Genomic DNA, 22,773 nt, shown 5'->3' with positions numbered 1-22,773 from the left:
CCTGAAGGAGTGATGCAATGGTGAACGGGCCGGACGTGGTCCGTCCGGCCCGTGGCACCCGGCCGGCGAACCGGCGTGAGCTGATCGTGTCGGCGGCGGCGGATCTGTTCTACCGCAAGGGATTCCAGAATATCGGCATGGGCGAGGTGGCCGAGGCGGTCGCCATCGGGCCGTCCGCGCTGTACCGGCATTTCCGGGGTAAGCAGGGACTGCTGGCCACGGTCATCGGCGGGGCGCTGGCCAAGGTCGATGCCGCCATCGACGAGATGGGGGAGCCGCCGCACGATATCGCGGGTGTACTCGCGGCGTTCGCGCTCGCCCATCGCGAGGTCGGGGTGCTGTGGCAGCGGGAGGCCCGGCATCTGTCGGAGGCCGATCGCGCGGAATTCCGCGCCGATGCCCGGCGCATCGGTGTGAAGCTCGCGGAGGTGCTGCGGCGGCGACGGCCCGAACTCGATGCCGCCCAGGCCGATCTGCTGGCCTGGAGTGCCCTGGCGGTCGCGGACAGTATTTCGTTCCATAGCCTTTCGCTGCCGGAGCCCGAATTCACCGCGCTACTGCGCGAACTCATCGCGGTCGTGGTCGACGCCCCGGTGCCGGCCTTGTGCGACGGGCGCGCGGATTCGGTTGCGCTGGTGGCCAATTCGCGGCGCGAGGCGATTCTCACCGAATCGGCCAGACTGTTCGCCGAACGCGGTTTCGCCGGGGTCAGCGTCGACGATATCGGCGCGGCGGTCGGCATCGCCGGACCCAGTGTGTACAACCACTTTCCGGGCAAGACCGATATTCTCGCCGCGGCGATGGTGCGCGGCGACGAATGGCTGCGCTTGGGCATGCATCGCGCGCTGTCCACCGCCTCGGATCCCGGTGACGGACTGGTGCGATTGCTGGGCAGCTACAGCGAGTTCGCATTCGAAAACCCCTATCTCATCCGGACTCTCGTCTCCGAGGCCGAATATCTGCCCGAGGCGGAGCGGGAGCGAGCGCGGCTATCCCAGCGCGCGTACATCACCGAATGGGTGCATCTGCTGCGCCGATCGCATCCGGAGCTGGATCCGGTCACGGCCCGCATTCGGGTGCAGGCCGCGCAGATCATGGTCAACGACATCGCCTCGACACCGCATCTGCAACGGATTCCGGACATACACGTCGCCGTATCCGGTATCGGGGCCGGGTTGCTCGGTGGCTCCCGACCCTCGGAGACTTAGCGCGGGCGGCGGTGCTCGGCGATCTCCTTGGCCGTGGTGCTGTCGAGTTCGGCCGGACCGGGGGCGACCTGGCCCTGATATTTGATCGCCGAACCGATCAGGCCGCCGTTGTACACCAGTGCGGTCCAATCGTTCTGGGTGGTGAGCACACCGCGCACCTCGTCCTTGTTGATCGAGGTGGCGACGGGCGCCGGGCCGAAGATGCCGTCGCAGTTCCAGTCGATGCGCTTATCCGCGGTCTGCTGGGTGGTGACCATCCACTGCGCCCACTTCTGGCAGTAGTAGGAGGTGCGCCACCCGGCGGCACCCTCGCCCAGGCCCAGTGATTCGTCCAGGTGGTCCTCGTTCAAATCCGGCAGCGCGAGTGCGGAGTAGCCGAAATAGTTGGTGCCGTCACCGCGCGGGACGCCGCCGGTCTGGAACGAATAGTTCAGCACGCTCAGGTAATTGGGCTTGAAATTCACCCCGTCATGACCGCCGTGCTGCAGGCCCAGATTATGGCCGAGCTCGTGTACGAAGGTGCCGACGAGTTCATCGTCGGTGGGGGTCGGTCCCCAACTGCACACCGCCGCCGGGCTGAAGGCGACGATGAAGGTGTCACCGGGCAGCTGCGGTGAATTACCGCTGGAACAGCCGCCGTCATAGCCGTTGACCCAGACCATGTAGTGGAAGACGTGCTGTCGTTCCGGCGCGAAGTACTGATCCTTCAACTGTTGCAGTCCGGCGAGCATGGGGTTGAGATCCTCGGCGGCGGGGACCTGATTTCCGCCGCCGAGATCGTATTTTCCCCGTGCCGGTGCGTTTTTCGGCGTCAATGGACCGGGCGACGCGGCGGATCCGGACGAGCCCGAGGCCGGTGAGTTCGCCGAACCGGTATCGGCATCGCGTGCCGGTTGGCGCGGCGGCGGAATCGGCGCACCCCGTGTGCCGAGGTCCAGATGGATGCCGATCCCGGTCTTCTTGTCCGGATTGGTGACCGGACTGGTCGCGAACACCTGGGTGATCCGGTCCAGCACCGCGTCCGAGGGCTCTTTACCCGTCATGTAGTCCATCTCGACGAAGATGTCCTTGTGATTCGGGTCCGCACCCATACCGGGCAGATCCACATCGGCGACACCGTCACCGTCGGCGTCCAGCCCGTACTTCTCCCAATTGTCCGGCAGCCCGTCACCGTCGGTGTCGACGGTGTCCTGGAGCGTGCCCACCGGAGCCGCGAAGGCGATCGGGGCATGGGCGGCCACCAGAACGACGGTGGCGGCGAGCGTTCCGACGAGCACCCGGGTCCTCATTACGCTGAGAATTATGTCCGGTTGCCCGCCCAACCGCGCGACACCCCGTCGGTTCAGCGGAAAGGCGCTGGACCGGGCGGGTGTCAGGCGGCGGCGGTGAGGATGCGCGGGCCCGATTCGGTAATGGCGATGGTGTGTTCGGAATGCGCGGTGCGGGAACCGTCGGCCGAGCGAATGGTCCAGCCGTCCGGATCGGTGACGATCCGATCGGTGGTGCGGGCGAACCAGGGTTCGATGGCGATGGTCAGGCCCGGGCGCAGGATGAAGCCGCGGCCCGCGCGACCGGTATTGGGGATGTGCGGATCCTCGTGCATGGTGCGGCCCAGGCCGTGGCCGCCGAATTCGGTGTTCACCGGATAGCCGTAGGACCGGGCGACACCGCCGATGGCAGCGGAGATATCGCCGATCCGATTGCCCGGCAGCGCAACGGAGATCGCGGCGTCGAGGGCCTCCTCGGTGGCGCGGACCAGGCGGGCGTCGGCCGCGTCCGGGGTGCCGACGATGGTCGTGACGGCGGAGTCGGCGACCCAGCCGTCGATGCCGACCGCGAGGTCCGCCGTCAGCACATCACCGTCGGCGAGGGTGTAGTCGAACGGAAGTCCGTGCAGCACCGCGTCGTTCACCGACAGGCAGACGGTATTGCGGAATGGGCCGCGCCCGAACGAGGGCGAGTAGTCCCAGTAGCAGGACACCGCACCGCGTTCTCGAATGCGTTCGCGCACATGGGCTTCCAGATCGAGCAGATTCACCCCCGGTCGCGCGCGCTCATGTAGTTCGGACAGGACGTTCGCGACGAATTCGCCGGTTACCCGCATGCGGTCGATCTCCGCCGCGGATTTGAGTTCCACCATGACAACCTCCGGATTGGTATTTTAATACCGACCATAGCGGGTTGCGGTATTTTTATACCAACCGTAAGGTGGCGGGCATGGTTCGACTTCCTTTGACCCCCGCCCAGGTAGAAGCCGGTCGGCGGCTCGGTTCGGCGCTGCGCTGCGCACGCGGCGACCGGGATCTGGTCGAGGTGGCCGTCGACGCGGGCATCTCTCCGGAGACGCTGCGCAAGATCGAATCGGGCCGCATGCCCACCCCCGCCTTCGGCACCGTGGTCGCCCTGAGCCGCGCCCTCGGCATCTCCCTGGAGGAACTGGCCGATAACTGGCAGCCCGCCGTCGTGGAATCGGCGCGGCTCACCGCCTCCTAGGCCGAGCCCGCCGACCGTATCGGCTGACGGCCGTCCGAATCCGATTCAGTCCACGGTCAATTCGACCGGGACGGCGATCACGTCCACCATCGCGCCGTTGCGCAGCACCGTGACCGGCAGGGTGCGGCCGATGGCGTCGCCGAAGAGTTGGCGTTGGATGCCCTGTGCGTCACGCACTTCGCGGCGGGCCACGCTCAGCACCAGATCGCCGCGCCGCAATCCGGCGCGTTCGGCGGGGCCGCCGCGCACCACCTCCACGATGCGCAGACCGGCGTTCTGGCCGGTGCGTTCGGCGACGGCCTCCGGTAGCGGTGCTGGTACGCCGACAATGCCCAGGTAGGCGCGGCGCACCTTGCCCTCGTGTTGCAGGGTGGTGATGATGCGGCGGGTGGTCACATTGATCGGAATGGCCAGGCCCAGGCCGATTCCGGCCACGGCGGTATTGATGCCCACCACCCGGCCCGCCGAATCCGCCAGTGCGCCACCGGAATTGCCCGGATTCAGGGCGGCATCGGTTTGGATCACATCCTCGATGACCCGCGCGGCTCGGCCATTGCCGACCGGTACCGAACGGCCGAGCGCGCTGACCACGCCCGCCGTCACCGATCCGGCCAGGCCGAGTGGACTGCCGACCGCCACCACGAGCTGCCCGACCACGAGATTGTCGGCGTCACCCATCGATACCGCCGCTGGTGCGCCACCGCGAGCGCGCAGCACCGCCAGATCCGACAGCGGATCCACCCCGATCACATCGAAGCGGGATTCCACGCCGTCGGCGAACACGACCACCCCGTTCTTGGCCGAGCCCACCACGTGCGCATTGGTGAGCAGATACCCGTTATCGGTGTAGACGACGGCAGATCCGCCGCCGCGCCGGGTCTGCACGCTCGCCACATGCGGGGTCACCGCCTGCGCCACGCTGATCACCGTGCGGGAGTACGCGTCCAGCGCGGCGGCTTCGGCAGCCGCATCGATGTCGGCAGTCGTACCGCCAGTGCTGCTTGATCGTTCCGTGCTCGGGACGGCCCCGCTATCCGCCGGCCGGGGCGCGTCCGCGCGGGAACCCGTCGTGTCGAAGTCCGGTTGCCCGGTTTCGTCCGAACTGGCGGTCGGGGAGAGGGTTGAGTCGTCGGCCATGGTCATCACCACCCGATTACATGATTACGTTGCCTGCTCCCAGGATGCCCGCGCGCGAGCGTCTCGGCATCCTGTTCGCCGGTAGCGCAATGGGATCGGAGTCGATTGGCGGCCGCGGTCAGTTGACCTGGCGGTCCCGGCCGGACCAGTACGGTGCGCGCAGCGCCTTCTTGTCGACCTTGCCGGAGGCGTTGAGCGGGAGCGATTCCACGAAGTCCAGGGTTTTGGGCGCCCAGACGCTGCCCTTGTGCTCCTTCACCAGTTCGATCAATTCGAAGGCGGTGACGGGATGCCCGGGGCGGCGGACCACCACCGCGTGCACGGCCTCACCCCATTTCGGATGCGGTACACCGATCACCGCCGACTGCGCGACCGAGGGATGGGTGGCGAGCACATCCTCGATCTGGCGGGGGAAGACGTTGTAGCTGCCGGTGACCACGAGATCCTTCTTGCGATCAACGAGGAACAGATAGCCCGCGTCATCGGGGTAACCGATATCGCCGGAGTGCACCCAGTCCGCGCGGATGGCCTCGGAATCCTTGGCGGCGTCCAGATATCCGGCCATGCGGCCGAGTTGGCGCACGCAGATCTCACCGGGTTCGCCGGGCGGCAGCGGGCGATCCTGTTCGTCCTGAATGGAGATGTCCACCTGGAACAGCGGGCGTCCGGCTGAGCCGAGGCGGGCGAGCGCATGCGGGTCGTCGGCGTTGTGATCCTGTTTGCGCAGGCAGCTGATGAAACCGGGTTCGGTGCCCGCGTACGCCTGGACGAACACGGGGCCGAGCGCGTCGACGGCGGCGCGCAGTTTCTCCGGGGCCATCGGGGAACCGGCGTAGATCACCGTGCCGAGTGAACTCAGATCCGCCGCAACCAGTTTCGGATGATCGAGCAAGACGTACAGCACGGTGGGCACGATCGCGGTGGCCGTGACGCGATGCCGCTCGACGGTGCCGAGCAGGGTATCCACGTCCAGGCCGGGCATGATCACATTCGTGCCGCCGCGCAGGAAGGTCGGCAGCAGGAAGATCTGGGTGAAGTGGGTGAGCGGAGCGCCGTGCGCGAAGACCTCGCCGGGGCGGGTGTCGCCGATCTCCAGGCCCGCGGTGATCAGGTAGTGGCTGAGCCGATCGTGGGTGAACAGCACGCCCTTGGGGATGCCGGTGGAACCGGAGGTGAACAGGATCTGGGCCGGATCGTTCGGGCCGAGTTCCACCCCGGGCGCGGAATCGGATGCGGCCGAGGTGATTTCGCCGAAGTCCAAGGCGAGATCGACGGGCTGGTCACCGACCCGGATGAGCGTGCGCAGGGTCGGCACCCGCTGTACGAGCCCGGCCGCCACCGCATCGAAAGCCTGGTGGTAGATCAGCGTGGTGGCCTCGGACGCGGTGAGAAAGTATTCCTGATCCTCGGCCGAGGCGCGGGCGGCCATCTGCACCGGCACCGCGCCCGCCTTCCAGATGCCGTACTGGGCGGGCACGAATTTCAGGGTGTTCGGCATCAGCAGGCCCACCCGGTCACCCTTCGAAATGCCTAGTGCGAGCAGGCTGTTCGCAATCCGGTTGGTGAGGCCGCCCAGTTCGGCATAGGTCAGCGACCGGTCACCGGCGATGAGCGCGGTGCGCGTCGCGAAGTGCAGACAGGCGCGATCGAGGACGCGGGTGACCGGTCCCCACAGTGAGTTCTGATAGGTCATGACGGTGATTCCCTTCACCCGCAGGAGTTTTCGAGCAGCAGATCGCGGGCTTCGCGATATTCGGCGCGCACCCGTTCGATGACCTCGGCGGCTGATGTCACCGCGTGTACACCGGACACCGAATGCCCGGCGCTCCAGACGGTTCGGCCGCCCAGCAGTCGTTCGGTCCGGAAGTCGCCCGCCGACACCCGTTGTATGTGCAGCTCATCGAGCCAGGCGGCGAGGAGATTGGCGGGGAGCCCGCCGACATCGTCGGTCTGGCGCACATCGTCGAGGGTCGCCGCCACCACGGCTTCGCGATAGCGCTGTGGCGCACGGCTTTCGGTGGTGGCGATGAATCCGGTGCCCATATAGGCCAGATCCGCGCCGAGCGTGCGCGCGGCCAGCAGGGCGTGACCGTCGCCGATACCGCCCGCGAGCACGACGGGCCCGTCGAAGTATTCGCGCACCGCGCGCACGAACGCGAACGGGTTCGCCGAACCGGTCTGCCCGCCCGCACCCGCCGTGAGCAGGATCAGGCCGTCCGCACCCGCGTCGAGTGCGCGGCGGGCATGACGCAGGGTGGCGACATCGGCGAAGACGCGGCAGCCGAAGGCGTGCAGGGGTTCGATGACGGGTTCGGGGGAGCCGACGCTGGTGATGACCAGCTCCACCCGATGTGCGCGCAGCCGGTCCAGATCAGCGGTCAGGCGCGCGTTGGTGCGATGCACCACCAGATTGGGCGCGATCGGGGCGGCGTCGGCCGGGAGCGCGCTCAAACGGGTGAGCCAGTCGTCCAGTTCCTCGGAATCGGCCGCGTTATGCGTCGGAAAGGCTCCGATCACCCCGTTCCGGCAGGTCGCGGCGACCATTTCCGGACCGGAGACGCCGGTCATCGGCGCGGCTATGAGCGGGATCGTCAGCCGGTCGGCCAGGTCGGCGGGCAGCGACACGGAACCTCCAAAACGTGCATCTTGTTGACAGTCGAGTGCGGTGCGTGCACTCTGAGAACATCAGAGTGCAACTATTCAATGTGTGGAGTGCGACTGTCAACCGGCGGGTGAAGGAAGACGTGATCATGCGGACAGGGAAGGATGTACGCCGTGAACAGCAGCGAGACACCCTCCCTGCGCGCGGCCTCCCGTGCGCTGGCCCGGCAGCGCATCATCGACGCCGCCATGGAATTGGCGGGCAGCACCGGCTGGAACGCGGTCCGGATGGCCGATATCGCCATCCGCGCCGGGGTGAGCAGGCGCACCGTGTTCAACGAATTCGGCTCCAAAGCGGCTGTGCTGGAAGCCATTTCCTGGGAGAACACCTCGCGCTACCTGACCGGTGCGGCCGCGGTGTTCGAGGAGCATCGCGCGGATCCGGTCGCCGCCATCACCGCGATCGCCGAATTCCTGCTGCGCACCCAGGCGCAGGATCCGTTGTCGGCGGTGGTGCTGGGCGCCGCGCCCGAGGCTCCCGACGAAATGCTCTCGCTGGTGACGATTCGCTCCGGGCCGTACCTGGCCGCCGCGACTCAGCTGGCGCTGGCCAATGTGGAACAGCATTGGAAACCCCTGCTGCGCACCGATATCGACCTGGAATTCTTCGTCAACAGCCTGGTCCGGCTGCTGTTCAGCCACATGATCCAACCCGGGGACACCCCGGAGAACTCCGCGCGCTCACTCGGTCAGCTCATGCGCCTGGCCCTGCTCGATCCACCGTAGAAAGGACTCGTCAATGCCGACGAACCCCGATACCCATTCGACGACCGCGTTGCGAGGCGGGCAGGGGGAACCGCTGCTGCTGTTGCACGGCGGCACCAGTAGTTGGCATTGCTGGGATACGGTCGCGCCCCTACTGTTCGAACATCACGATGTGTTCGCGCCGACCCTTCCCGGGCACGCCGGAATGATCGATGTTCCCGGCTGGCCGCGCCCGTACACGATCGCGAAGGCCACCGATTGGCTCGAAAAGGCCATGGACGACGCCGGATTCGAGACCGCGCACATCGTGGGAAACTCCCTGGGCGGCTGGTTGGCGATGGAATTGGCGCGTCGAGGCCGGGCGCGCAGTGTGGTCGCGCTGTCTCCGGCCGGAGCGTGGTCGACCACCGAGACCCGGGTGCCGGGCATCTTCCGCGCCATGCGCCGTCGGCAACGGCTGGGCGCACCCCTGCTACCGCTGGTGATGCGGGTGCCCGCGCTGCGCCGCGAGGCCATGCGGGTGGTCTGTGAGCACGGTGATCGGGTCACCGCCGAGCATGCCATGCTGGCCGCGCGAAACGCTTTGCAGTGCACCGCGATCGAGGACTTTCCAGGAATTATCGCCACCGAGTACGAGCCGTACGGTCCGCTGGATCTGCCGGTGCTGATCGCCTGGAGCGGTAGCGATCGCATCCTCCCGTACGACCGCTACGCCCCGAACTGGCGTCGCTACGCCCCGTCCGCGACCTGGCGCACGCTGCCCGATGTCGGCCACGTCCCCATGTACGACGATCCGAAGCTGGTGGCGGACACCATTCTCGAATGGACGGCACTGGCCACCGCCACTCGCGCGGCGGGCTGATCGGAACCGGTGATCAGCGCGCGGGGTGCGGATCACCGGGTCCGATTCGGTCCGAAACTCGCTGTGCCGGTGTGGAACCGGCGCGGGATCGTCAGTGCGTCGGCCTGGCCGCGAAGAACGTCTTCAACGTGGGCGTGAAGAGCCTGGCCTTGACCTGGCGGGTCTGACCGGGCAGTTCGGCGTAATACGCGCCCGGAATGGCCTGCGCCAGTGCGGTATTGCCGTGGCGGATCCACTGCGGGCTCTTGGAGCCCGCGAAGACTGCGGTTGGTGCGGTGATGTAGTCGTAGCGATCGGCGGGGATGGGTTTACCGTCCAGGGCGTCGGCCAGGAAGCGGGCGTCGTACGGCAGCGTGTGCGCGGTCTTGGTGAGTCCGGACCAGCCGGGCATGAGGGGGAAGACCGCCGTCACCGGTGCGGGCGCTCCGATGGCGGCGCGCATGAAGTATCTGATTGCGGCGCCGCGTTTTTCGGCGGCGATGAGATCGATCAGGCGCTGCTGGTAGTCGGCCGGGATCGGCGTGCGGGAATCATCGGTGACCAGCGGGAATTCATAGAGCCCGAGTTTGTCGACGGCCAATCCGTGCCGCACCGCCTCCAGGGCGAGCGGGACGCCGGAGGCGAAGGCGCAAATGCTCACGGGCGCACCGGCTTCGGCGGCCACCGTGGCGAGATCCTCGATCTCGCGCTGCGGATCGTACGGCTGGGTGTCCCCGCTCGCACCGCGTCCGCGCCGGTCATAGGTGTACACGGTGTAGCTGTCCGAAAGCTCCTTGGCCACAGGGGCGCTGGGCCCCATGCCCCGGTGGCAGAACGCGCCGTCGACCAGGACGACGGCCGGGCCGCCGCCGATCTTGTCGTAGGCGATGACGGTGCCGTCCTTGGAGATAACGGTCGAGGTGCTCATGGTTCGGTCCTTCTGGTGCGAACGCTGGAAGAGGTGATGCCGGTACAGCCGGGTAGCTAGCCGAAGGAATCATTGCGTGGCGGAGCCGATTTGGCGTGTGTTCGCCGTCTGCGGCGTGTTCGCTGGGCGCGTCACCCGCGCCGTGGCGTGTCGCGATCAGCGGGCGGCGGTGGGCAATGCCGCGAGTAATCGCTCCGCATCGGAGGTGCTGAGCAGTACGGCCCGGGCGCGCACCCGCCGGGTGCCGCGGGTGCGGGCGGGCAGCTCGGCGCGAAAGTCGATGCGCACCAAGGGGGAGCCGGGGGAGCGGATGAACGAGAGTAGTTCGCTGTCCGCGTCGAAATCCAAGCCGAGTTCGGCGGGGCGTTGCGGTGTCGGCCGGAACCGCTCGGCCTTGCCGATCTCGGTTCGCGGAATATCAACGGCCGCAAGCCAGCCGAAGCGTGCCCGCACGCGTGCGTTATCGACCCGGATCACGCTCCACAGCGGTGAGGCCGCCGCGAGCAGGACCAAGAGCGTCTCACCGCCCACCACCGCATCCACGATGCGCGCCGCCACGGTGGGCAGCAGCGCCGTCGCGAGGAAATGCAACACAACGGCTTCGAGCACGCCGACCACCGTCATTCCCGCGACAACCGCCCACCAGCCGCCGCGTGTACCCATACCGATGCGCGACGAACCGTCCGCGTGCCGGCCGTTGGGCCCGGAGTCGTCCCTCACGCCCGAGGTCGGCTCGCCAGTCGGCACCGGTTACGTCGCCTGGCTCACCGAGGACATGTGGAAATCGGGAATTCGCAAGGCGGGCATGGAGGTCCGGGTGAACCAGTCCTTCCATTCGCGCGGCAGGGTGATCTCGCTGCGGCCCGCTTCACTGACCCGGCGCAGCAGATCCAGGGGTGATTCGTTGAAGCGGAAGTTATTGACCGCGGCGGTGACCTCACCGTTCTCGACCAGGTACACCCCGTCGCGGGTGAGACCGGTCAGCAGCAGCGTCGCCGGATCCACCTCGCGGATGTACCACAGGCAGGTCAGCAGCAGCCCGCGTTCGGTGCGCGCGATCATATCCGCGAGGGACGCGTCCCCGCCGCCGGTCATGAGCAGGTTCTCGCCAGGAACCGTGACGGTGGCATCGAATTCGGCCGCGGTGGCGCGCGGATACACCAGATTCTCGATGACGCCCTTGCGCACCCAGTTCGCGCGCTGCGCGGTGAGCCCGTTATCGAACACCGACAGCGATTCCGAAGACGCGGGGGTCGCGACGAACGGCCGATACTCCAGTCCGGCCGCGCTCGGATCCGAATACAGGGTGAGCGGAATATCGGTGAGCCGCTCCCCGATTCGGGTGCCGCCCGCGCGGGAGAACGCGGTATGGCCCTCATGCGCGCCGCGGCCCTCCATGGTCCACGCCATATAGATCATCAGATCCGCGACGGCCGATGGCGGCAGCAGGGTTTCGTAGCGTCCGGCGGGCAGGTCGACCCGCCGTTTGCTCCAATCCAGGCGGCGGGACAGCTCGGCGAGCAGGCCGGGCACATCCACATCCGCGAAATCGGTGGTGCCCGCACCGACCCACGCGCTCGCCAAATCCGCTCCGGCGCCGCGTTTGCCGTTGATCTCCACCGATCCGGTCGGCTGCACCCAGCGCCGCCGAATCCCGGCCGAGGTGCCCAGCCAGGTGGAATGCAATTGATGATGCGCGAATCCGTACAGCTGATCGCTGCCGTCGAACCCGGGTGCGAGATCGCGGGCCAGTTCGGCGAAGACCGAGATATCGGTGCTGCCGGGTTCACCCTCCCAATCCAGCATGGCATCGAGGGTCGCGTGATCCACGATCTGCGGATCCAGCAGCGGCATGGCATCGCGCGCGGGTTCGGCGGTGCGCGCGGCCTCCTCACTGGCGCGCACCACGGCCTTGATATCGGCCGGGTCCACACTCGTGGAACTCACGCTGCCGACGCGCGCACCGGCGTCATCGCGGAAGATCGAGACCACCGCCCAGTCCCGCGCTATCGAGGAACCATTGGTGGTCATGGAGTTTCCGGCCCAGCGCAGCGACGCCTCATGCGCGTCGGTGACGATCACCATGGCCTCATCGGCGCGCGAGGACCGCAGCGCGCGTTCGACGACCTCGGGGGCGGGGAGCACACTCACCGTGTCGGTCCTTTCCTACTGTCCGGCTTCGGCGCGGGTATTGAGAATATTGACCCCGCGCACCAGCACCGACGGGCAACCGTGCGAGACCGCCGCCACCTGACCGGGCTGGGCCTTACCGCAATTGAACGCACCGCCCAGCACCCAGGTGGAGGGGCCGCCGACCGCTTCCATCGAACCCCAGAAGTCGGTGGTGGTGGCCTGATACGCGACATCGCGCAGCTGCCCGGCGAGTTCGCCATCGCGGATGCGGAAGAAACGCTGGCCGGTGAACTGGAAGTTGTAGCGCTGCATATCGATCGACCAGGACTTGTCGCCGACGATATAGATGCCGTTCTCGACGCGGGAGATGAGTTCGGCGGTGGTGGTATCGCGTTCGGGATCGGGTTGCAGGGAGACGTTCGCCATGCGCTGGATCGGAACGTGGTGTGCCGAATCGGCATACGAGCAGCCGTTGGAACGCTCCAGGCCCAGGCGGGGTGCGAAGACGCGGTCGAGTTGATAGCCGACCAGGGCGCCCTCGCGCACCAGATCCCATCGCTGTCCGGCGACGCCCTCGTCGTCCCAGCCGACGCTGGCCAGACCGTGCCGCTGGGTGCGGTCGCCGGTGACATGCATGATCGGGGTGCCGTACTTCAGCGTGCCGAGTTTGTCGGGGGTCGCGAAGGAGGTTCCCGCATAGGCGGATTCGTAGCCGATGGCGCGGTCGTATTCGGTGGCGTGGCCGATGGATTCGTGGATGGTCAGCCACAGATTGGTGGGGTCGATGACCAGATCGGTGGGTCCGGCGGTGACGGTCGGGGCCTTGACCTTCTCGGCCAGCCACCCGGGGATCTGCGCGAGTTCGCCGTTCCAGTCCCAGGTTCCGTCCGCGCCGGTGACGTACTCCCAGCCGCGACCCGCCGGGGCGGCGAGGGTGCGCATGGTTTCGAAGACGCCCGCCGACGGATCGACGGTGATGGCCTCGATCTCCGGGTGCAGGCGCACACGCTGCTGGGTGATGCGCGAGCCGAAGGTGTCGGCGTAGAAGGTTTGCTCCTTCACCTGCAGCACGTTCGCTGTCACGTGATCCACGCCGTCGGCTGCTTTGAGCCGCTCCGAATAGTCCAGTAGCAGTGCGACTTTGTCCGGTGTCGGCACCGCGAACGGATCGATATCGTATTCGGAGACGTATTCCACGCCGTCATAACGTGGCTCATCGGCGAGCTCGACACGCTCGCGATTCAGGCCGCGCAATGTGCTGGCAACCGTCACGGCGCGCCGCGCCACCTGCACCGCCGACTCCGGTGTGAGATCGGCGTGCGAGGCGAATCCCCACGTGCCGTCGACGATCACGCGCACCGCGAAACCGAGATCGGTACTGTCGCGCACGGATTCGACGCGCCCGTCGCGTAACCGGATGCTCTGCTGCGTGAGTCGGTGCACCCGCAGGTCCGCGTACTCCGCCCCGGCCGCTCGCGCCGCCGTCAGAGCGGCATCGGCGAGCGCGGTCAGCGGCAGCGCGCGGAACTCGGGATCCACGACCTTGGTTGCGATGCTCACCCGCACCACGCTAGAGGGTCGCGTACCGGTGCTTCAACAACACACTGGGACACAATGAAGTTCACACCGTGCAAACCTGCACACGCTGCAAGAATGCACGGAGTGTGAAGAAGCACAGCATGAAACGCGGGCGACAAGCCCAGTACATACCGGGTTTTTCGGTCGCAATGGCGTAGCGTCTGCCCGCGTGCCGCCATCAGCGCTCCGCGACCGCAAACGAGAACGCACCCGCCGTGCCCTCTACGAGGCCGCCGTCGAATTGTTCGAAAGCAGAGGTTATGAGGCGACCACCGTCGCCGATATCGCCGCGGCCGCCGAAGTCGGCACCCGGACGTTCTTCAACTACTTCGCCAGCAAAGAGGAACTCCTCTTTCCCGAACCCGACGATCGGGTGAGTGCGGCCGCCCGCGCCATCGCCGCCCGCCGTCCCGACGAACGCCCCGTCGAGGTGTTGCTACGTGCCTTACGCGCGGCCGGCGATAACCCCGGCGAGCACCTCGGCGACACCCTCGCCGCCCGCATAGCCGTTGTCCGAGCGCAGGTCTCGCGCACCGTCCCCGCCGTCTCGGGCCGCGCCGCCTACGCCCAGCTCTCGGCGCAACAGGAAATAGCCCGGCAACTGCGCACCGCCTTCCCCGACGAACTCGACGAGGTCGGCGCGGCCGCCCTGGTGGGCGCGGTCGTCGGCGCGGTCTCCGGCGCGCTGACGGTTCTGTTCCAGACCAGCGCCATCAGCGATCCCGATGAGCTGCAACGCAAGATCCAGGAAACCACCTCGAAGGTCCTGGCCCCCTGGCTCTCCGCCCCGCCCCCCGCGGCGATAGCCAGCGCCGATCCGGACGCCAGCCATTCCCACGCCATGACGGCCGCCCCGCGCGTAGACCAAACCCCCGCGCCCCGCACCGAAGACCCCCGCCCGTCCTACGTGACCACGGAACCCGTGCGCCGCACCGACCTCCCGGTTCGCCACCTCGGCGCCGCCATGCTCCGCCGCGTCACCCCCGACCCGGTGCACCACCTCCCCACCGGCTCCTGCGTCACCCCCGACTCCACCCCCACCCCCGACTCGGGCGGCGAATCCTCTTGGCGCGGCAACTCTTCCGCATCCGACCCGGACCCCGAACCGGCAGGCGACCTACGAGTCCGCGAAAACGCCTACGTCTGACCCCGGCCCGTCGTGCCTCAGCGGTACGGCGGGAATCAGGCGAACTGCTGCCAGCCCAGGCGGATCACCATGGCTACCACCACGACCAGTAGGACGATGCGGACGAAGCCTGCGCCCTTGGCGAGGGCCATGCGGGAGCCCACGATGGAGCCCGCCACATTCGCGACGGCCATGGAGAGGCCCAGGGCCCAGAGGACGTGGCCGGTGGAGGCGAGGAAGATCAGGGAGCCGAGGTTGGAGCCGCAGTTGATGACCTTGGCCATGGCGGCGGCGCGGACGAATTCGGTGCCGAGCAGGGTGGCGAAGGTGATGATGAGGAAGGTGCCGGTGCCCGGGCCGAGGACGCCGTCGTAGAGGCCGATGAGACCGGCGGCCAGGCCCACGACCAGCAGGGTTTTGCGGCGGGTGGGGGGATGGGTCGCCATGGTGACGCCCACGGACGGGCGAATGGTGACGAAGATGGCGACGCCGATCAGCACCACCATGACGATCGGGATGAAGTATTTGCGGTCGATCAGGGCCACCAGTGCGGAACCGCACGCCGCCGCGATGGCGGCGATCACCGCGCCGGGAATCAGCAGCTTCCAGCGCATCGGCACCTTGCGGGCGAAGGTGATCACCGCGGCCGTGGTGCCGGAGAACGCGGCAATCTTATTGGTGCCCAACGCCGTTTGCGGCGCGAGTCCGGGCAGCACCACGAAGAGCGTCGGCAAGACGATCAAACCCCCGCCGCCGACCACGGCATCGACCCACCCCGCGGCGGTAGCCGCCGTCAGCAAAACCGCCCAGTCCGCAACACCCACCCCGCGACCCAACCAGACTTCGTGAACCGCGAGCAAACCGCCTACCTCTAGGGTGTGGGAGTGCGCCGGTTCAGCTTGTGGCTGCGAGGGAAGCCGCTCATCTCCGATTCCATACTGGCTCTGTTGCTGTTGACCTTGGATGTGCTGGCGGTGGGGGAGGCCAGGAATAAGGTCGCCTACCTGGTGCTGGGTGTGCTGTTGGTGGTGCCGATCATTTTCCGGCGGACCTATCCGCGCGGGGCGGCGCTGGTGTTGGTGCTGATTTCCACGAGCACCACGATCACGCATTGGGCCGGGGATGATTCGTCGGTGCATCCGGCGCTGCTGGGGCTCGGGGTGATGCTGTACACGCTGGTCGCGTATGTGGGCCGGCGCGAAGGACTCTGGTATCTGGGGTTGCTGGTCTTCGACAGCACGCTCTCGTTTCTGCTGATCGGCAAACCCGAGGGTGGTGATCTGGCGTTCACGGCGCTGTATTACGCGCTGTGCTGGACCTTCGCCGAATTCGTGGGGGCGCGGCACGCCTATGACGCAGAGGTGGCTGCACGGTTGGCGGTTGCCGACTATGACAAGGAAAGGCGTGCGCACGATGCCGTCGCGGCCGAGCGCACGCGCATCGCTCGTGAATTGCACGATGTGGTCGCGCACGCGGTGAGCGTGATCATCGTGCAGGCCGACGGTGCGCGATTCGCGTTGCGGGACAATCCCGATCTGGCCGAGAAGGCCATGACCACCATCGCCGGAACCGGCCGCGACGCGCTGCGCGAACTGCGGCGCACCGTGGAGCTGCTGCGCATCGAGCATGCGCCGGAAGAACTTCCGCAGCACGGCACCGCGGGCATCGCCAAAGTCGTACGCATGATGCGCGATACCGGACTCGATGTCTCCCTGGAATTGTGCGGCGAAATCGATACCGTCACACCGGAAGTCAGCCTCGGCATCCACCGCATCGTGCAGGAATCGCTCACCAATACCCTGCGGCACGCCGGTCCCGATCCGCGCGCCGAAGTCCGCATCGAACGCGCGGAGAACGATGTGCTGCTCGATATCGTCGATTCCGGCGGCGCGCCGACTGCCCGCACGCACGGTAAATGCGGTGAATCCCTGCCCACCCGGATCACCGCCCCCGCGAGCCTGATTCCCGGCAGTGGTCTCGGCCTGGTCGGTATGCGCGAACGCATCGCGGTGCTCGGCGGCACCCTCACCGTCGGCCGCACCGGCAATGGCGGCTGGGCGGTGCACGCCACGATCCCGCTGTACCGGGCCGTCCCGGACTAGCCGCCGGGGCCGGTCCGGCCGTCGTACCGATAGATTGGATGATGTGCCGATCACCGTTCTCGTCGTGGACGACCAGGAACTCATGCGCGCGGGTTTGAAGATGGTGCTGGGCGCCCACCCGGATATCGAGGTGGTGGGGGAGGCCGATAACGGGGCCACCGCCATCTCCCGCACCGCCGAACTGCGCCCGGATGTGGTGCTCATGGATGTGCGCATGCCCATCACCGACGGTGTCACCGCCACCGGCAAAATCATCGAATCCGGTTGCGGCAGCCGCGTTCTGGTCATGACCACCTTCGATCTCGACGAGCACGCGCTGGGCGCGCTGCGCGCCGGGGCCAGCGGCTTCCTGTTGAAGGACACCCCGCCCGAGGACCTCATCTCGGCCATTCGCAGTGTCGCCGCCGGGGACGCCGTGGTGTCACCGAAGGTCACCAAACGCCTGCTGGACCGTCTCATCGCCGATGATCCCGCCGCCGGGCGCGATCCCGCCATCCTCGATGTGCTCACCGCCCGTGAGCGCGAGGTCCTCGAACACATCGCCGTCGGACGCTCCAATGCCGAGATCGCCGGGGCTCTGTTCCTGTCCGAGGCGACCGTCAAAACCCATGTCGGGCGCGTGCTCACCAAGCTCAACCTGCGCGATCGCGTGCAGGCGGTGGTGCTGGCCTACGAAACCGGATTGGTCCGGCCGGGCAACGCCTGACCCGCTCTGCACCGGGCATTACCGCATACACCCTGATAGCCGAATGTGAATCCGGACGCATCGGGAGAAAATTCGCAGTGCGAACCGTTGAGGGAAGTAGATCGCCGAAAGGATCGCCTAATGCCCGCACTATTGTTCGCCGCGTACTTCATCGCCGAGATCGCCACGCTCATTCTGTTCGGTCACCTCATCGGCGTGTTCCCGACCATTCTGCTGCTCATCGCGGGTTCGGCCGCGGGCCTGATCCTGGTTCGCTCGCAGGGCCGTCGCGTCTTCGAGAACTTCCGCCGCGCCTCGCGCGGTGAGCTCGACCCGAGCACCGCCGTCGCCGACGGCGCACTGGTTACGGTCGGCGCGGTGCTGATGTTCGTGCCCGGTCTGCTCACCTCGCTGATCGGCCTGGTCGCGCTGGTGCCGTTCACCCGTTTCCTGATCCGCCCGGTGGTGGCCGCGTTCGCCGCGCGCCGCCTGGCCCGGGTCGCCACCGCGGTCGGCCCGTACGGCTACCGCAATGTGGTGATCGATCCCGACGGTGAGGTCATCGACGCCACCGTGGTCACCGAGTACTACGACGACGGCCAGGGCGATGCCCGCCGCATGATCGACCCGCGCTGACCGTAGGCTGAACGCCGTTCAGACCCGCATAGTCGAAGGGCCGATAGCGATGTCCAGCGAGACCACCGTGCGCAATGGCGCGGTCACCCTGCCGGTGACGCGGTCCGGGGCGGGTCCCGCGCTCGTCTTCCTCAACGGCGCGGGCGCGACCCAGGTCGCGTGGAAGCAGGTCGTCTCGGAACTGCACGGATACGAGAGCATCACGTTCGACCTGCGTGGGCACGGAAAGGCTTCCACCGCAGAGTCTTACAAGTTCGCGGACTTCGAATCCGATGTGGACGCGGTGCTGCGCGCGCTGGATGTGCAGCAGCCGATACTCATCGGCTGGTCCCTGGGCGCGGATCTTGCGGTCGAGTACGCCGCCGCGCATCCGGGCGAGATCGCCGGACTGGTGCTGCTGGACGGCGCGGCCCCCATCCAGGCATCGCTCATCGACGATCCCAAGAAGACCCGCGAATCCTTCAACAGCCTCGGCACCAAACTCGCCATGCTGTTGGTGCGTATGAGCGCGCACGGATACGCCATGCCGGGCAAGGCGTTCGCCGACCTCACCATCGAGGTCGATCAGCGGCGGCAGAAACTGCTGGACACCTATCGCACCCTGGACTGCCCGGTGACCATGCTGCTGGCCACGCAGACCTCGCAGGGTAGGGACGCGCAGGCCGCCCGGATCAACAAGACCTGGCGCGATGGCGGCGAAATCCTGCATGCCGCGGTGCCGAGCATCGAGGTGCGCTGGCTCGAGGGCGATCACAAACTGCCCTTCACCCATCCCGCCGAGGTCGCGGCCGCCATCACTGAACTCGCGGCCAAGGCGCAGCCCTCCGAATAATGTCGCCTCCCACACGGAGCGCGCGAGTCCGAATCACCGTGAGCGCCGGGCGAGATGTGACGTACGTCCGGTGGGTGGAGTGCGGTTGCGAGTGCACGCGGCGCGTGCGGCAGACTGGAAACCCGTGAGTACCCAGTTGCTTGTCGGCGGTCGCATCTACAGCTCCAGTAATCCCGACGCCACCGCCATGGCCGTCACCGACGGCACCGTGGTGTGGGTCGGCGCGGACCGCACCGGACGAGCACTGCACCCGGACGCCGAGATCGTCGACCTCGGCGGGGCGTTCGTCGCACCCGCGTTCGTGGACCCGCACGTGCACACCACCGCGCTGGGACTCAAACTCACCGGACTCGATCTGGCACAGGCGCGTTCGCTCGCCGAATGCCTGGAACTGCTGCGCGCGCACGCTGCCGCGCACCCCGCCGGACCGGTGCTCGGGGATGGCTGGGACGACACCACGTGGGCCGAAGGCCGCCCGCCCACCCTGGCGGAGATCGACGCCGCCGCACCCGGGCGCATCGTGTATCTGGCTCGGGTGGACGCGCATTCGGCCGTCGCCTCCACCGCACTGCTGGACGCCGTGCCCGCGCTGACCGGAACACCCGGCTTCACCCGGGGTGAACCATTGCGCGCCGAAGCGCATCACCTGGTGCGCCGCGCCGCGCTCGGGGCACTGGAACCCGCGCAGCGCGATGCCGCCCGTCGCGCCGCGCTGGATCACGCCGCCGCCAATGGCATTGCCGCCGTTCACGAATGCGCCGGACCCGATATCTCCGGTGAGACCGATGTGCGCGAACTGCTCGCCTTCGACCACGGTGTGGAGGTGCGCGCGTACTGGGGTCAGGCTGTGCGCACCGCCGACGAGGCCCGCACCCTGATCAAGGAACTCGGCGTGCACGCGCTCGGCGGGGACCTGTTCGTGGACGGTTCCATCGGCTCGCACACCGCGTGGCTGCGCGACCCGTACGCCGATCGGGACACCGTCGGCACTTCCTACCTCGACGCGGAAGCCATTGCCGCCCATGTGCTCGCGTGCACCGAGGCCGGGATCCAATCCGGCTTCCACGTCATCGGTGATGCCGCAATGGACGCGGTCGTCGCGGGCTTCGAACAGGTCGTCACCCAGGTCGGCGGCCCCGCCTTCGCCGCACGCGGACACCGCATCGAACACGCCGAAATGGTCGACGCCGAGCAGATCGCGAAACTGGCCGCCTGGGGTGTAATCGCCAGCGTCCAACCGGCTTTCGACGCAGCCTGGGGCGGCACGGACGGTATGTACGCCGCGCGTCTGGGCGCGGACCGCGCCGCCACCCTGAACCCCTTCTCCGCCATGGCTTCCGCGGGCATCTCCCTCGCCATCGGCTCGGATGCCCCGGTCACCGCCCTGAGCCCGTGGGAGGCGCTGCGCGCGGCGGTCAACCACCGCACCCCCGGCCACCAGATCTCCCCGCGCGCCGCCTTCGCCGCCGCGACCCGGGGCGCATGGCGCGCGGGCGGCGTCCGTGACGGCGTCGCCGGAACCCTGGTCCCCGGCTCACCCGCCTCGTACGCGGTGTGGGAAGCGGACGAATTGGTCGTCGCCGCGGCCGCCGACACCGTCCAGCGCTGGTCCACCGACCCCCGCTCCCGAGTCCCCGGCCTCCCGCCCCTGACCCCGGACGCGGCCCTGCCCCGCTGCCTGGCCACCGTGCACCGCGGGACCACAATTCATGCGGTCTGACGGGCCGGCGGAAGGCGCTTCGCGCACGACAGTGGCCGACGATAGGGCGAAGGCCCGGCCGCGTCGCGACCTGGTGCACCGCCCGCCGCTCGACATCGCGTACGGTCGGCATGAATTCCGAACCGGCAGGCCATATCTCGGGCGTGCGATCCGCATCCCATCGGGAAAGACGTTTCGGGGTGCGGTGCAGGATCGAAAGGTATTGGCGTCGTGAGCAAGTCGATTGTCGAGGGCGATGATCATGCGGGGAGCGACGCGGCGGGGCGCGGCATAGCCGCCCGGGCGAACGGTTTGCTGCGGGATCATCCGGTGGTGGCGCGCATGGTTGCGGCGGTGATCGCCGGACTGTTGCTGTTCGCGAGTTTCCCGCCTCGGACGCTGTGGTTTCTCGCGCCGGTCGGGATTGCGATTCTCATTCTCACCGTGCGCGGAAACGGCCGTCCGCGTGGGGGTTTCGGGTATGGATTCCTCGCTGGGATGGCGTTTTTCCTGCCGTTGCTGCCGTGGACCGGAATCTATGTCGGACCGGTGCCGTGGATCGGACTCTCGACGGCGCTCTCGGTGTATGTCGGATTGTTCGGAATGCTGGTGCGCGTGGTCGGGCGGTTGCCGGGCTGGCCACTGTGGGTCGCCACGGTGTGGTCGCTCACCGAATGGGGACGCTCGAGCTTTCCGTTCGGTGGGTTCCCGTGGGGCAGACTGGCTTTCGGGCAGGCCGACGGCTGGTATCTGCCGTACGCCATGCTCGGCGGCGCACCGCTGGTGAGTTTCGCGGTGGCGCTCACGGGCGCGGGACTGGCTGCGGCGACGGTGTGGGGCATCGCGTTCGCGCGTAGCACGGACACGCCGCGGGCGCGTCCGAATCGTCCCAGATCGGGGCGTTGGCGTCTCATATCCTGGAACCGAATTGTTGCTGCGGCAATGCTTGTGGCTATAGTTCCCCTCACCGGAGTGATCCTCCGGACCGCGCTGCCCCGCCCGGAGGACGGCAACCGGCCGATCACGGTCGCCGCCATCCAGGGCAGCGTGCCGCGGTTGGGATTGGACTTCAATTCCCAGCGTCGCGCGGTTCTCGACAATCACGTCAAGCGCACCGAAGAGCTCGCCAAGGCCGTTGCGGCCGGGCAGGCCGCGCAGCCGGATGTGGTTATCTGGCCGGAGAATTCCTCCGATATCGATCCGCTGCGCAATTCCGACGCCTATGCCGAGATCACGCAGGCGTCGCGAGATATCAAGGCCCCCATCCTGGTTGGCGCGGTGCTCGTCAATGACGATCGCACCACCACCAATTCGGTGATCGTGTGGACCGCGGACGGCGGCCCGGGCGAGCGGCACGACAAGAAGATCATCCAGCCGTTCGGCGAATACCTGCCCTATCGGAGCTTCTTCCGGCATTTCTCCGAATACGCCGACCGCGCTGGCTATTTCGTGCCCGGTAACGGTGACGGCGTGGTGCACGTGCAGCCCGCGAGCGGCGGCGCGCCCGTCGCCATCGGCGTGGCCACCTGTTACGAGGTCGCCTTCGATCGCGCCTTCGAGGACGCGGTGCGCGCCGGTGCGCAGATTCTCACGGTGCCGTCCAATAACGCCACCTTCGGCAAGAGCGAGATGACCTATCAGCAGCTCGCCATGTCGCGGATTCGCGCGGTGGAGCACGGTCGCGCCGTGGTGGTTTCGGTGACCACCGGGGTGAGCGCCATGATCACCGCCGACGGCACCATTCAGCAGCAGACCGAGCAGTTCGTTCCGGCCGCTCTGGTGGCGACCCTGCCGCTGCGCACGAACACGACACTCGCCTCCCGGATAGGTCCCGCGCCGGAACGAATCTTGTGTATCCTGGCCGCGGTCGCAACTGTGGCGGCCGTCACTCGCCGGCGCACCACCACTGCGACTCCGGCAGATCCTGATGCGGTGGCCGGCACCCTTCCGGCCGAATAATTCACTGCGGGCACGTGCGACGAGGGCTGTCCCGCTGCGGCGATCATGAT

The 22,773-nt window shown here is 67.7% G+C and carries 21 protein-coding genes; 11 read left to right on the top strand and 10 right to left on the bottom strand.

The window, feature by feature from the left end; genetic code table 11:
* The first annotated feature begins 17 nt into the window (after nt 1-17).
* Nucleotides 18-1,208 carry a TetR/AcrR family transcriptional regulator gene (locus tag ACFC4D_RS01285; protein WP_376061159.1) on the top strand — a complete coding sequence of 397 codons (1,191 nt, stop codon included), beginning with the start codon at nt 18-20 and terminating at the stop codon, nt 1,206-1,208.
* Here the strand turns inward: ACFC4D_RS01285 and ACFC4D_RS01280 are convergent.
* Both ACFC4D_RS01280 and map read right to left on the bottom strand, forming a co-directional pair.
* Entirely contained in the window at nt 1,205-2,497 is a 1,293-nt protein-coding gene (locus ACFC4D_RS01280) for a hypothetical protein (protein ID WP_376061158.1), read from the bottom strand. The two genes, ACFC4D_RS01285 and ACFC4D_RS01280, sit on opposite strands and share 4 nt — an antisense overlap.
* 83 nt (nt 2,498-2,580) lie before the next feature.
* A complete protein-coding gene (gene map, locus ACFC4D_RS01275) occupies nt 2,581-3,348 on the bottom strand; it encodes a type I methionyl aminopeptidase (RefSeq protein ID WP_376061157.1) in 768 nt (255 codons plus the stop codon).
* A 77-nt stretch (nt 3,349-3,425) separates the two neighbouring features.
* Between map and ACFC4D_RS01270 the strand changes: the two genes are divergently transcribed.
* Nucleotides 3,426-3,701: a helix-turn-helix transcriptional regulator gene (locus tag ACFC4D_RS01270; RefSeq protein ID WP_376061156.1), complete on the top strand. Its 276-nt coding sequence runs from the start codon at nt 3,426-3,428 to the stop codon at nt 3,699-3,701.
* A gap of 45 nt (nt 3,702-3,746) precedes the next feature.
* Here the strand turns inward: ACFC4D_RS01270 and ACFC4D_RS01265 are convergent, their stop codons facing one another.
* From ACFC4D_RS01265 to ACFC4D_RS01255, 3 genes are all read right to left on the bottom strand, one after another.
* Nucleotides 3,747-4,838 carry a S1C family serine protease gene (locus ACFC4D_RS01265; protein WP_376061155.1) on the bottom strand — a complete coding sequence of 364 codons (1,092 nt, stop codon included), beginning with the start codon at nt 4,836-4,838 and terminating at the stop codon, nt 3,747-3,749.
* A 118-nt stretch (nt 4,839-4,956) separates the two neighbouring features.
* Nucleotides 4,957-6,549, bottom strand: a complete 1,593-nt coding sequence (locus tag ACFC4D_RS01260) for an AMP-binding protein (RefSeq protein ID WP_376061154.1) — start codon at nt 6,547-6,549, stop codon at nt 4,957-4,959.
* Nucleotides 6,546-7,463 (bottom strand): NAD(P)H-dependent flavin oxidoreductase, encoded by a 918-nt coding sequence (locus ACFC4D_RS01255; RefSeq protein WP_376061153.1) that lies wholly within the window; start codon nt 7,461-7,463, stop codon nt 6,546-6,548. Before ACFC4D_RS01255 ends, ACFC4D_RS01260 begins: the two co-directional genes overlap by 4 nt.
* 150 nt (nt 7,464-7,613) lie before the next feature.
* Here ACFC4D_RS01255 and ACFC4D_RS01250 point away from each other — a divergent pair, with 150 nt between their 5' ends.
* Together ACFC4D_RS01250 and ACFC4D_RS01245 are read left to right on the top strand one after the other, a co-directional pair.
* A complete protein-coding gene (locus ACFC4D_RS01250; RefSeq protein WP_376061152.1) occupies nt 7,614-8,225 on the top strand; it encodes a TetR family transcriptional regulator in 612 nt (203 codons plus the stop codon).
* Nucleotides 8,226-8,238: 13 nt separating this feature from the next.
* Nucleotides 8,239-9,066, top strand: a complete 828-nt coding sequence (locus ACFC4D_RS01245; RefSeq protein ID WP_376061151.1) for an alpha/beta fold hydrolase — start codon at nt 8,239-8,241, stop codon at nt 9,064-9,066.
* 91 nt (nt 9,067-9,157) lie between these two features.
* On the opposite strand, the gene ACFC4D_RS01240 is transcribed toward ACFC4D_RS01245, so the two are convergent.
* The 4 genes from ACFC4D_RS01240 to ACFC4D_RS01225 form a co-directional block, all read right to left on the bottom strand.
* A complete protein-coding gene (locus ACFC4D_RS01240) occupies nt 9,158-9,973 on the bottom strand; it encodes an alpha/beta fold hydrolase (protein ID WP_375967463.1) in 816 nt (271 codons plus the stop codon).
* 156 nt (nt 9,974-10,129) lie between these two features.
* Nucleotides 10,130-10,636: a hypothetical protein gene (locus ACFC4D_RS01235; protein WP_376061150.1), complete on the bottom strand. Its 507-nt coding sequence runs from the start codon at nt 10,634-10,636 to the stop codon at nt 10,130-10,132.
* A gap of 87 nt (nt 10,637-10,723) precedes the next feature.
* Nucleotides 10,724-12,118 (bottom strand): metallopeptidase TldD-related protein, encoded by a 1,395-nt coding sequence (locus ACFC4D_RS01230; protein WP_376061873.1) that lies wholly within the window; start codon nt 12,116-12,118, stop codon nt 10,724-10,726.
* A gap of 21 nt (nt 12,119-12,139) precedes the next feature.
* Entirely contained in the window at nt 12,140-13,666 is a 1,527-nt protein-coding gene (locus tag ACFC4D_RS01225; RefSeq protein WP_376061149.1) for a TldD/PmbA family protein, read from the bottom strand.
* Between the two features lie 187 nt (nt 13,667-13,853).
* Between ACFC4D_RS01225 and ACFC4D_RS01220 the strand changes: the two genes are divergently transcribed.
* Nucleotides 13,854-14,831, top strand: coding sequence for a TetR/AcrR family transcriptional regulator (locus tag ACFC4D_RS01220; protein WP_376061148.1), 978 nt, complete (start codon nt 13,854-13,856; stop codon nt 14,829-14,831).
* A 35-nt stretch (nt 14,832-14,866) separates the two neighbouring features.
* Here the strand turns inward: ACFC4D_RS01220 and ACFC4D_RS01215 are convergent, their stop codons facing one another.
* Complete coding sequence (locus tag ACFC4D_RS01215; RefSeq protein ID WP_376061147.1) at nt 14,867-15,634, bottom strand: TSUP family transporter; 768 nt, start codon at nt 15,632-15,634, stop codon at nt 14,867-14,869.
* 60 nt (nt 15,635-15,694) lie between these two features.
* Here ACFC4D_RS01215 and ACFC4D_RS01210 point away from each other — a divergent pair, with 60 nt between their 5' ends.
* From ACFC4D_RS01210 to lnt, 6 genes are all read left to right on the top strand, one after another.
* Nucleotides 15,695-16,912, top strand: coding sequence for a sensor histidine kinase (locus tag ACFC4D_RS01210; protein ID WP_376061146.1), 1,218 nt, complete (start codon nt 15,695-15,697; stop codon nt 16,910-16,912).
* 43 nt (nt 16,913-16,955) lie between these two features.
* Nucleotides 16,956-17,618 (top strand): response regulator, encoded by a 663-nt coding sequence (locus ACFC4D_RS01205; RefSeq protein ID WP_376061145.1) that lies wholly within the window; start codon nt 16,956-16,958, stop codon nt 17,616-17,618.
* Nucleotides 17,619-17,738: 120 nt separating this feature from the next.
* On the top strand, nt 17,739-18,233 hold the full coding sequence (locus ACFC4D_RS01200) for an FxsA family protein (protein ID WP_364634098.1): 495 nt from the start codon (nt 17,739-17,741) through the stop codon (nt 18,231-18,233).
* A 49-nt stretch (nt 18,234-18,282) separates the two neighbouring features.
* Nucleotides 18,283-19,065, top strand: a complete 783-nt coding sequence (locus tag ACFC4D_RS01195; RefSeq protein WP_376061144.1) for an alpha/beta fold hydrolase — start codon at nt 18,283-18,285, stop codon at nt 19,063-19,065.
* A 124-nt stretch (nt 19,066-19,189) separates the two neighbouring features.
* The gene (locus ACFC4D_RS01190; protein ID WP_376061143.1) at nt 19,190-20,785 is read left to right on the top strand and encodes an amidohydrolase; all 1,596 of its coding nucleotides are present in this window, start codon (nt 19,190-19,192) and stop codon (nt 20,783-20,785) included.
* Nucleotides 20,786-21,106: 321 nt separating this feature from the next.
* Complete coding sequence (gene lnt / locus ACFC4D_RS01185; protein WP_376061872.1) at nt 21,107-22,723, top strand: apolipoprotein N-acyltransferase; 1,617 nt, start codon at nt 21,107-21,109, stop codon at nt 22,721-22,723.
* Nucleotides 22,724-22,773 lie beyond the last annotated feature (50 nt).

Origin of the sequence: Nocardia sp. NPDC056000, assembly GCF_042269265.1 — a bacterium.
Classification (GTDB): Bacteria; Actinomycetota; Actinomycetes; order Mycobacteriales; family Mycobacteriaceae; genus Nocardia.
This window is presented reverse-complemented; position numbering and strand designations above follow the sequence as displayed.